The 9866-nt window shown below is 63.0% G+C and carries 10 protein-coding genes and 2 pseudogenes; 7 read left to right on the top strand and 5 right to left on the bottom strand.

All coding sequences use genetic code 11. The features are described 5' to 3' along the window. Positions 1–196, bottom strand: a pseudogene (locus AC5DC2_RS13150) (glutathione ABC transporter permease GsiC); the annotation flags it as partial. A 101-nt stretch (positions 197–297) separates the two neighbouring features. Beyond that, positions 298–1857 (bottom strand): ABC transporter substrate-binding protein, encoded by a 1560-nt coding sequence (locus tag AC5DC2_RS13145; protein ID WP_491698804.1) that lies wholly within the window; start codon positions 1855–1857, stop codon positions 298–300. 338 nt (positions 1858–2195) lie between these two features. Here AC5DC2_RS13145 and AC5DC2_RS13140 point away from each other — a divergent pair, with 338 nt between their 5' ends. Beyond that, entirely contained in the window at positions 2196–3434 is a 1239-nt protein-coding gene (locus AC5DC2_RS13140) for a Zn-dependent hydrolase (protein ID WP_491698803.1), read from the top strand. A gap of 6 nt (positions 3435–3440) precedes the next feature. Here AC5DC2_RS13140 and AC5DC2_RS13135 read toward each other — a convergent pair whose 3' ends face one another. Beyond that, positions 3441–3620, bottom strand: a complete 180-nt coding sequence (locus tag AC5DC2_RS13135; protein WP_491698802.1) for a hypothetical protein — start codon at positions 3618–3620, stop codon at positions 3441–3443. Between the two features lie 151 nt (positions 3621–3771). Here AC5DC2_RS13135 and AC5DC2_RS13130 point away from each other — a divergent pair, with 151 nt between their 5' ends. The 3 genes from AC5DC2_RS13130 to upp all read left to right on the top strand — a co-directional run bounded on the left by AC5DC2_RS13130 (position 3772) and on the right by upp (position 6701). Beyond that, positions 3772–4992: a phosphopentomutase gene (locus tag AC5DC2_RS13130; RefSeq protein ID WP_491698801.1), complete on the top strand. Its 1221-nt coding sequence runs from the start codon at positions 3772–3774 to the stop codon at positions 4990–4992. Beyond that, entirely contained in the window at positions 4989–5951 is a 963-nt protein-coding gene (locus tag AC5DC2_RS13125; RefSeq protein ID WP_491698800.1) for an adenosine deaminase, read from the top strand. Before AC5DC2_RS13130 ends, AC5DC2_RS13125 begins: the two co-directional genes overlap by 4 nt. A 120-nt stretch (positions 5952–6071) precedes the next feature. Next, complete coding sequence (gene upp / locus AC5DC2_RS13120) at positions 6072–6701, top strand: uracil phosphoribosyltransferase (protein WP_024708973.1); 630 nt, start codon at positions 6072–6074, stop codon at positions 6699–6701. Positions 6702–6707: 6 nt separating this feature from the next. On the opposite strand, the gene AC5DC2_RS13115 is transcribed toward upp, so the two are convergent. Further along, positions 6708–7160 carry a GNAT family N-acetyltransferase gene (locus AC5DC2_RS13115; RefSeq protein WP_491698799.1) on the bottom strand — a complete coding sequence of 151 codons (453 nt, stop codon included), beginning with the start codon at positions 7158–7160 and terminating at the stop codon, positions 6708–6710. Next, positions 7157–8107, bottom strand: coding sequence for an aldo/keto reductase (locus AC5DC2_RS13110; protein WP_491698798.1), 951 nt, complete (start codon positions 8105–8107; stop codon positions 7157–7159). The genes AC5DC2_RS13115 and AC5DC2_RS13110 overlap by 4 nt, the downstream gene beginning before the upstream one ends. A gap of 168 nt (positions 8108–8275) precedes the next feature. Here AC5DC2_RS13110 and AC5DC2_RS13105 point away from each other — a divergent pair, with 168 nt between their 5' ends. The 3 genes and pseudogenes from AC5DC2_RS13105 to AC5DC2_RS13095 form a co-directional block, all read left to right on the top strand. Next, complete coding sequence (locus AC5DC2_RS13105; RefSeq protein WP_491698797.1) at positions 8276–9265, top strand: Gfo/Idh/MocA family protein; 990 nt, start codon at positions 8276–8278, stop codon at positions 9263–9265. A 74-nt stretch (positions 9266–9339) separates the two neighbouring features. Continuing rightward, positions 9340–9693 carry an ArsC family reductase gene (locus AC5DC2_RS13100; RefSeq protein WP_491698796.1) on the top strand — a complete coding sequence of 118 codons (354 nt, stop codon included), beginning with the start codon at positions 9340–9342 and terminating at the stop codon, positions 9691–9693. 4 nt (positions 9694–9697) lie between these two features. Continuing rightward, a pseudogene (locus tag AC5DC2_RS13095) lies at positions 9698–9866 on the top strand (Cys-tRNA(Pro) deacylase); the annotation flags it as partial.

Genomic DNA, 9866 nt, shown 5'->3' with positions numbered 1-9866 from the left:
AATATTGCTGCACCAGCGGCTTGTCGAGGCCGAGCGCGCGGTTGATGCGGTCGACATTTTCCGGCGTGGCGTAGGAGCCGAGGATTGCCGTCGCCGGATCGCCGGGGATCATCGCCATGATCGCGAACACGATCACGGTCAGTCCCAGAAGCACCGGAATGACGGTCAGCAGCCGCCTGAGGATATAATGGGCCATGGCGTGTTCTCCGTTGGGTGGGAAGCCGTGCAAAGCGCCTGCCGTCTTCTTGTCAATCTCCCCCTCAAGGGGGGAGATTGGTGGAGGCTATGCGGCCCCGCTCAGTTCGGCTTTGCCACCTTCTGCAACAGCAGGAAGAACGACGGCTGGAGCTTGAAGTTTTCCACGCTCGCCTTGGTCACGGCGTTCTGTTTCCAGTTGGCGATGAAGGCCCAGGGCGCGTCGTCCTGCACGATCGCCTGCATCTCTTTGTAAAGCTCGGCGCGTCTGGCCTGATCGGTGGCCGTGCGGGCTTCCTCGAGCAGTTTGTCGACCTCCGGATTGGAGTAGTAGCCCGAGTTGAAGCCGCCCTTGTCGGGGAAGGCATCGGTCCTGAGCGCCAGGAAGGGCAGGGTGTCCGGGTCGTTGGTCATCCATGCCATTTCCGCCATGTCGGCCTTGCCTTCGAGGCCGGGGTTCACCTTGCCGAGGAAGGTGTTCCACTCATAGGTCTCGATCTTGACCGGCATGCCCACGGCTTCGAGATCGGCCTGGATCTGGGTGGCCATGGCCTGCGGTTCCAGCATGCCCGAGCCGCCCTCGGTGACGTAGAAGGTCAGCTCCGAGCCGTCATAACTGGCCTCTTCGAGCAGCGATTTGGCCTTCTCCGGATCGTAAGGATAGGGCGAGAGGCTGTCGTCATAGGCCCAGGCGAAGGCTGGCGGCGTCGGGCCGGCAGCCACGTCGGCCGTGCCCTGAAGAATGTCGTTGACGATTGCTTCCTTGTTGATGGCGTAGTTGACGGCCTGGCGGATCTTCTTGTCGGCGAAGACGCCGTCCTTGAGGTTCAGGATCAGGAACCAGACATGCGGCCCGGCCTGCTCATAGACCTTGTAGCGGTCGCTGTCGGAGAACTGCGACAGGGCATCCGGCGGCACCTCGACCATCACGTCGAGCCCGCCCGACATCATTTCGGCAACGCGGGTATTAGCGTCCGTGACCGGGCGGAAGACCACCGCCTCAAGCGGCGGCGCGCCGTCCCAGTAATCGGCGTTTCTGGAGACGACAACCCTGGAATTGGGGTTCCATTCCTCGAACTTGAAGGCGCCCGTGCCGGAGGGGTGGCGGCCGAAATCGGCGCCATATTCCTCAACCGCCGCCGGCGATACGATCAGGCCTGTCGGATAGGCGAGGTTCGACAGGAAGGGGGCGTAGGGCTCGGTGAGCGTGAACCTTACCGTCAGGTCGTCGACCACATCGACCGTGTCGACGGATGAAAAGAAGAAGGACAGCGGGAACGGCCCGGTGTCGTAATAGGGATGGTTCTCGTCGAGCATGCGGTCGAAATTGAACTTCACGGCCTCGGCATTGAAGGGCGAACCGTCATGGAAGGCCACGCCTTCGCGCAGCTTGAAGGTGTAGGTCTTTCCGTCCTCGGAAATCTCCCAGCTCTCCGCAAGAGCCGGCTCGACCTCGAGCGTTCCGTCCTTGTAGCGCACAAGACCGTCATACATGTTCACCAGAATGCGGAAGTCATTGACGGCCGTGTCGACCGCGGGGTCGAGCGATTTCGGCTCGGCGATCTGGCCGACCACCAGAACATTAGGCGGAGTCTGCGCGATGGCAGGCGCCCCGAAAGCCAGCGATGCGGCGGCAAGCGCGGCGGCGAGAAGGCGTTTCATCAATCGGTTCTCCTCTGTTGGTATTTCGTTAATTAATTATGAAAATTCTGTAATTTACAAGGATTGATCATAATAAATTACAACCCTGTCTATTCTCCGTGAAAATTGATAAAGAAAAATCAAAAACTTAGTCGTGATTTCAGTCTAGGCGAAAATGACGTCACGCCGCTTGCCGGCGCTGTCAATGCGCCCTGTGAAAGTCGAGCGCCTGCGGCTCCGTCTTTCTTTCGGGCAGAGCGGAGGTGCCGTCGCGATTTGCGGGTTGTCGGAAATTATCATAATAAATTATCCGATGGGAAAGCCGCCTTGCGGCAGATAACAAGGGGAGGCCGGCAGCGATGAACAGCAAACCGAAGATCAATCCCGGGCGGCTCAGGGCCCTTCTCGATGGCATCAACCGTTTCGGCGCCGGAAAGCCCGGTGCCGGCTACAATCGGCCGGGTTTCTCCGATGCCGACATGGCGGTGCGCGACTGGTTCGCGAAGGAAATAGAGGCCGATGGGCTGGCGGTGACGCGCGACGGCGCGAACTCGGTTTTCGGGCGTTTCGGGGAGGCGGACGGCCCATCGATCATGGTCGGCTCACACCTTGATACCGTCGTTGACGGCGGCGCCTTCGACGGGGCGCTGGGCGTTGCCGTCGCGCTGGAATGCGTGCGGGCGATGAAGGAGGCCGGCGTTCAGCCCGCCATCCCGATCGAGGTTGTGGCGACCTCGGAGGAGGAAGGTCGCTTCGGCGGCATGCTGGGCTCGCAGGCAATCGCCGGACTGGTGACGGCTGAATGGCTGGAGAGCGCCGCCGATGCCGACGGCGTGCTGCTGGCAGATGCCATGCGCGCCCAGGGACTGGAACCGGAAGCCGTGCTCGGCGCTGCCCGGCCGAAGGGCTCCGTCAAAGCCTTTCTCGAACTTCATATCGAGCAGGGGCCGGTGCTGGAGCGCGAGGGGATCGCGATCGGCCTGCCGGAAGGCGCGACCGGGATCGTCAATCTGCAGGTGACGCTGAAGGGCACGGCCAACCATTCCGGCACGACGCCCATGGACATGCGCGCCGATGCCTTTGCCGGCCTTGCCGAGATCGCCGTGCAGATCCCGGACATGATCGCGCAGTCGCCGTCGGAGATCGCCCGGATCACGATCGGCAAGGTCGAGCTTGTGCCGAACCATCCGCATACGGCGCCGGGCGAGGCGGTGTTCTCGGTGATCATCCGGGATGCCTCGGAGGCGGTCATGCGCGGGTTGCAGAGGCTGTTCTACCGCGCGACGGCGGCGGTCGCGGCAAAGCACGGACTTGCCCACGCAATCGAGGAGAAGAGCGCCATTGCGCCGGTGGCCTTCGACGCCGGGCTTGTCGGTCTCTTGTCAGAAGAGGCGGAGGCGCTCGGCCTTCCGGCCAGACGCATGATCTCCGGCGCCGGCCACGACGCGCAGACGATGATGGCGCTCTGCCCCTCGGCGATGATCTTCGTGCCGAGCCTTAACGGCATTTCGCATGCCCCGGAGGAATATTCCGAATGGGCGGATATCGAAAAGGGCGCGGAGCTGATGCTGGCGGCGTTGATGCGGCTTGCAGTCTGAGGGGTATCAGTTGACCAGGTAAAGCCGGAGAGCGGCGAAGATCACCAGGGCGGTTGCGGCCAGAAGAACGCCGGCAATCAGCGCGAGTTCGCCGGCCTGGCTTCCGGTCTCGCCTTTTCTGCTGCTGCTTCTTTCGGGCATGACAGTGCTCGCCTTGATCGTGTCGATGGCTGTCAGCATGATCATCCTGCCTTCCTTCGGCGTTAAGAAACATGGTTATCACCTTCTAAACGCATGGATTTACGCACCGGTTCCCCGTTGTGCCGGGGCGTTTGCCATGCGAGAGGGCAGGCGATAGAAGGAAAAGACGATTTGTCAGTGCAGGATTGAGCGTCCGATGGCCCGTGCCTTTCTCTATGTTCTCGATTCCTTCGGCATCGGCGGTGCGCCGGATGCAAAGGCCTATGGCGATCTCGGCGCCGATACGCTCGGCCATATCGCCGAGTTCTGCGCCGCGGGCCTCGGCGATCGGGCGGGCCTGCGCTCCGGCCCGTTGAAACTGCCCAATCTTTCCGCGCTCGGCCTTCTGGAAGCCGCGAAGCTCGCGACCCGGCATCGTCCCGCCGGCATGGAGCAGCCGGAGCGACTCCTGGGGCGTTACGGCGCGGCGAGCGAGGTTTCGCGCGGCAAGGACACGCCGTCGGGCCATTGGGAGATCGCCGGCACGCCGGTGATGTTCGACTGGGGCTATTTCCCCGATCAGCCGGACTGTTTTCCGGCCGACCTTCTGGAGGCGATCTATCGCGAGGCCGGCATTTCCGGCAGTCTCGGCAATTGCCACGCTTCGGGCACGGAGATCATCAAGCGTTTCGGCCAGGAGCACGTCTGGACGCGGCGGCCGATCTTCTACACCTCGGCCGACAGCGTGTTCCAGATCGCCGCCCACGAATATCATTTCGGCCTCGAGCGGCTTTTGAAACTCTGCGCGGTCGTGCGCGAGATGACCTATGACCTCAACATCGGAAGAGTGATCGCGCGTCCCTTCATCGGGGAGACGGCCGAAACCTTCAAGCGCACCGGCAACCGCCGCGACTTCTCGATCGCTCCGCCGGAGGAAACGCTGCTCGACCGGGCGACGGCGGTAGGCCGCAACGTGCTCGCCGTCGGCAAGATCTCCGACATCTTTGCCGGCAAGGGCGTGACCCGCCTGATCAAGGCGGACGGCAATGATGCGCTGGTGACCGCCAGCCTGAAGGCGATGGACGAGGCGGGCGAGGGCGATCTGGTGTTCACCAATCTCGTCGATTTCGACATGGTCTACGGCCACCGCCGCGACGTGCCGGGCTATGCGGCCGCGCTTGAGGCGTTCGACGCCCGCATCGAGGAGATTGCCGCGCGGATGAGGCCGGGCGACATCGCGGTGCTGACGGCGGACCACGGCTGCGATCCGACCTGGCGCGGCTCCGACCACACGCGAGAGCGCGTTCCGGTTCTCGTCTTCGGACCGGGCCTCCAGCCGGGCTCGCTCGGCCTGCGCGAAACCTATGCCGATATCGGCGAAAGCATCGCCCACCACCTCGGGCTTGGGCCCGGCAAATACGGAGCATCCTTCCTGTGAAAACGCCAAAGGCCGAACTCCACTGCCATATCGAAGGCGCGACGCCGCCGGCGCTTGCCGCGCGCCTTGCGGCAAAATACGGCGTCGATCTCTCCGCCTGGCTCAAGGACGGTCGCTATGTCTGGCATGATTTTTCGAGCTTCATCGCCTGCTATGCCGCAATAGCCAATGTCTTTCGGGCGGAGGAGGATTTCGCGGATCTCGCGGAGACATATCTCGGCGCGCTTGCCGCCGATGGCGCGATCTATTCCGAGCTTTTCGTCTCGCCCGAACAGGGGCTTGCCGCAGGTCTTTCCCGCGATGCCTATATGCGGGCGATCTCTGCCGGCATCGATGCGGCGAAGGCGAAGACCGGGATCGAGTGCCGCATGGTGATGATCGGCGAACGCCATATGGGGCCGGAACAGGTGGAGGGGGCGGCGCGCTACGCCGTTTCCTGCGGCTTTCCGCTGCTCACCGGTTTCAACATGGCGGGCGACGAGCGCATGGGCCGCGTCGCCGATTACGCGCGCGCCTTCGACATCGCCCGTGACGGCGGACTGAAGCTGACGATCCATGCGGGCGAAGTCTGCGGACCGGATTCCGTGCGCGACGCGCTGGATCTTGTGCGGCCCGACCGGATCGGTCACGGCGTCCGGGCCGTGGAGGAACCGGCGCTTGTCCGTCGGCTTGCAGCGGAAGGCGTGGTGCTTGAGGTCTGCCCCGGTTCCAATATCGCCCTTTCGGTCTATCCGGATTTTCGCTCGCATCCCTTGCGTCGACTCGTTGATGCCGGCGTCCGGGTAACGCTCAATTCCGACGATCCGCCCTTCTTCGACACCTCGCTCGCGCGCGAATACGCGATCGCGGAGGACGAGATGGGCTTCTCTTCCGCCGAGACCGGCCGCATGACGGAAACGGCGATTGCCGCCGCCTTTGTCGATGAGGCAACCCGCGCACGGCTTTTTGCCCTGCTCTAACGCTGAAACAGTGGAAAAATCGGCGTTTCGGCGCGAAGGCGGGCGCGGTGCTTGCCGCGCCGGTCGCTTTTGCGCCATAGAAGGTTTCAGCACGACACGATCAAAGCGGGATTGAAGCTCATGGACGGCGTAACGGTCATCGACCACCCCCTGGTTCAACACAAGCTGACGAAGATGCGTCAGAAGGACACGTCCACGGCCGGCTTTCGCAGGCTGCTCCGCGAGATTTCGACGCTGCTCTGCTATGAGGTGACGCGCGATCTCGAACTCACCATGGAAACGATCGAGACGCCGCTGACGACGATGGAAGCGCCGGTTCTGGAAGGCAAGAAGCTGGTCTTCGCCTCGATCCTGCGCGCCGGCAACGGTCTGCTGGAAGGCATGCTCGACCTCGTTCCCTCTGCCCGCGTTTCACATATCGGCGTCTATCGCGACCATGAAACGCTGGAGGCGATTGAATATTTCTTCAAGGCGCCGGAGGATATTGGCGAGCGGCTGGTGATCGTCGTTGACCCGATGCTGGCGACCGGCAACTCGTCGATCGCCGCCATCGACCGGCTGAAGGAACGCGGCGTCTCTAATATCCGCTTCCTCTGCCTCCTGGCCGCGCCCGAGGGGATCGAGCATTTCCGCAACAGCCATCCGGACGTGCCGGTCTACACCGCCGCCATTGACAGCCATCTGAACGAGAAGGGCTATATCGTTCCCGGGCTGGGCGATGCCGGTGACCGGATGTACGGCACAAAGTAAGCTGCCTTAACCCTTCAGCGGCAGGCGGTAGCGCACAAAATCATCGGCCTTGTCATAGCGGTCATAAAGCCTGCGCGCGGTCTCGTTGCCGGAATTGGTGTGCCAGTAGAGATTGGTCCAGCCATCGCGCTTGCCCATCGCGATCAGGTCATCGATCAGCCGTCTGCCGATGCCGCGCCCGCGCTGGCTTTCCTCCACGAACAGATCCTCCAGATAGCAGGCGGGCTCGATCGCCCATGTGCGCGGATGGAGAATGCAGGTGGCAAAGCCCGCCCGCCGGTCATCAGCGGTTGCCAGCAGGGTAAAGACGGGCACGATCGGATCGATGATCCGGGACCATGTCGTTTCGGTCACTTCGGCGCTGATACCGGCGCCATAAAAGGTCAGGTAGCCCCGCCACAGTCCAAGCCAGGCTTGCTTGTCCCCGGCCTCCGCCCGGCGAATGACGATCTCGCTCATTCGCCGGCTTCCTGCAGCAGTTGCAGGGCTTCCTGTGAAAGCGCGATCTCCGGCGCGCGCAGCAGCGTGTCCATCTGCTCGAGCCGCGAGGCGCTGGCGATCGGCGCGGTGACGCCGCGCCGGGTCATCAGCCAGGCCAGCGCGATCGCCGCCGGATGCTCGCCGGTATCGGCGGAAACCGTCTCCAGCGCCCGAAGGATACGCCTGCCGCGATCATCGAAATATTTCGCCACGCTTCCGGCGCGCGCCTGGCCCTCCGCATCATCGGCGGATTTGTATTTGCCGGTGAGGAAGCCGGATGCGAGGCTGAAATAGGTGATCACGCCGATATCGTGCTCGACGCAGAGTTCCGCCAGCGCGCCCTCGAAGCCGGAGCGGGCGTAGAGATTGTATTCCGGCTGCAGCACGTCATAGCGCGCCCTGCCGGTATGTTCGGCGACCCTGAGCGCCTCCTCAAGCTGCGCCGCGTCAAGGTTCGACGCGCCGATGGCGCGGACCTTGCCCTGCTCGCGCAATTTGGTAAAGGCAGCGATCGTCTCCTCATACTCGGTCTCGGGATCCGGCCAGTGCGCGAGATAGACGTCGAGATAGTCGGTCCGCAGTCGTTGCAGCGAATCTTCGACGGCCTGCATGATCCAGCCTTCCTTCAGGCCCTTCATGCCGGGTCCCATTTCCGAGCCCACCTTGGTAATGATGACGACGTCTTCGCGCTTCACGCCGCCGCGCTTCAGCCAGTTGCCGATGATTGTCTCCGACTCGCCGCCCTTGTTGCCCTCGGCCCATGCGGAATAGACGTCCGCCGTGTCGATGGCATTGAAGCCCGCGCCGACGAAACGGTCCAGCAGCGCGAAGGAGGTCTGTTCATCCGCCGTCCAGCCGAACACATTGCCGCCGAAGACGACAGGTGCGATGTCGATATCCGTTCTGCCAAGTCTTCGCATGTGCATGTTCTTCTCCCGGGTGCTGGTGACGTCGCTGTTCCTAACGTAGGTTGCCCGTCCCCGCATGGCAATGGAGCCCACGGGCGGCGAGGCCGTGAACTGGCTATCGAGCCGCTTGCACACCCGCCTGCCGGTTCCTATGCTGGCCGCCGAAATAACAGGTGAGGATTCCCCATGTTGCGTTTTGGTATAGTCTCGACCGCCAAGATCGGTCGCGAACTCGTGGTGCCGGCAATCGTCGACGCGGAAAATGCGGTGCTTGCGGCCGTTGCCAGCCGCGATCTGGAGCGGGCGCAGGCGATGGCGACCCGTTTCGGCGCGCCGCATGCCTTCGCTTCCTACGAGGAGATGCTGGCGAGCGATACGATCGACGCGGTCTATATCCCGCTGCCGACCTCCCAGCATGTGGAATGGGCGATCAAGGCGGCGGATGCCGGGAAACATGTCCTGGTGGAAAAGCCGCTGGCGCTGAAGGCCGGGGACATCGAGCCGGTGATCGCCGCGCGCGACCGCAACAAGGTGCTGATCAGCGAGGCCTTCATGGTCACCTATGCGCCGGTCTGGACCAAGGTCCGCGCGCTTCTGGCCGACGGCGCGATCGGCGAGCTGCAGCATGTGCAGGGGGCGTTTTCCTATTTCCTGCGCGATGCGACCAATATGCGCAATATCCCGGAACTCGGGGGCGGCGGCCTGCCGGATATCGGCGTCTATCCGACGGTGACGGCCCGTTTTGTCACCGGCGCGGAACCCGAACGGCTGCAGGCGACGGTGCGCTATGACAGCGAATTCGGCACGGATATCTATGCCTCCGTCAAGGCGGAGTTCCCGGGCTTCGAGATGAGCTTCTACGTCTCCACCCAGCTCGCCAACCGCCAGACCATGGCCTTCCACGGCACCAAGGGTCTGATCGAGGTGGTCTCCCCCTTCAACGCCAACCGCTGGGGCGAGGAAACGGTGCTGCTCTCCAACCAGAGCCACTCCGAGACCCAGGCGTTCCGTTTCCAGGACAGCCGGCAATATGTCCGCGAGGTCGAGGCGTTCTCGAAGGCGGCCGCCGGCGGTGAGGTCGAAGTTTTCTCGCTGGAGGATTCGGTGAAGAACCAGCGGGTGATCGACGCGATCTACCGCGCCGGCAAGTTCGACGGCGGCTGGGAAACGGTCTGATCGCTGACGGGCGGATTATCACTGGATCGCAGGCGGCCTCAAAGACCGCCTGCCTTTTTTGAAAGATCGAGGGCATGGCGACGACGCTTTACGGCATTAAAAACTGCGACACGATGAAGAAGGCCTGGACCTGGCTTGACGCGCACGATGTCGCCTATGCGTTCCACGACTACAAGAAGGCCGGCATCGATCGCGCGCATCTGGAACGCTGGTGCGATGCGGCGGGCTGGGAAAAGGTGCTGAACTGCGCCGGCATGACCTTCCGCAAGCTGGACGACGCCGAAAAGCAGGGCCTCGACCGGGACAAGGCGATCGCGCTGATGCTCGCAAACCCATCGATGATCAAGCGCCCGGTGCTGGAGGACGACGACCGGCTGATCGTCGGTTTCAAGCCTGACGATTACGCGGCGTTTTTCGGCAAGGACTGAGCCGATGGCGAAAACGACGCAGGCGACCCGGTTTCTCGACAAGGCCGGTGTAACCTACACGATCCAGCAATATGACTATGACCCGAACGCCTTCAAGGTGGGGCTGCAGGCGGCAGAGGCCATTGGCGAGCCGGCGGAACGCGTTTTGAAAACGCTGATGGCCGAGGTCGACG

This window comes from Martelella sp. (assembly GCF_984369615.1).
Note: the sequence above shows the minus strand (reverse complement) of the source record. Positions and strands in the feature narration are given on the sequence as shown.

Bases quoted from the DNA above. Each gene is read 5' to 3' on its own strand.
- AC5DC2_RS13100 (WP_491698796.1), top strand. From the start codon at position 9,340: ATGGCGACGACGCTTTACGGCATTAAAAACTGCGACACGATGAAGAAG.
- upp (WP_024708973.1), top strand. From the start codon at position 6,072: ATGGACGGCGTAACGGTCATCGACCACCCCCTGGTTCAACACAAGCTG.
- AC5DC2_RS13105 (WP_491698797.1), top strand. From the start codon at position 8,276: ATGTTGCGTTTTGGTATAGTCTCGACCGCCAAGATCGGTCGCGAACTC.
- AC5DC2_RS13135 (WP_491698802.1), bottom strand. From the start codon at position 3,620: ATGATCATGCTGACAGCCATCGACACGATCAAGGCGAGCACTGTCATG.
- AC5DC2_RS13110 (WP_491698798.1), bottom strand. From the start codon at position 8,107: ATGCACATGCGAAGACTTGGCAGAACGGATATCGACATCGCACCTGTC.
- AC5DC2_RS13140 (WP_491698803.1), top strand. From the start codon at position 2,196: ATGAACAGCAAACCGAAGATCAATCCCGGGCGGCTCAGGGCCCTTCTC.
- AC5DC2_RS13145 (WP_491698804.1), bottom strand. From the start codon at position 1,857: ATGAAACGCCTTCTCGCCGCCGCGCTTGCCGCCGCATCGCTGGCTTTC.
- AC5DC2_RS13130 (WP_491698801.1), top strand. From the start codon at position 3,772: ATGGCCCGTGCCTTTCTCTATGTTCTCGATTCCTTCGGCATCGGCGGT.
- AC5DC2_RS13115 (WP_491698799.1), bottom strand. From the start codon at position 7,160: ATGAGCGAGATCGTCATTCGCCGGGCGGAGGCCGGGGACAAGCAAGCC.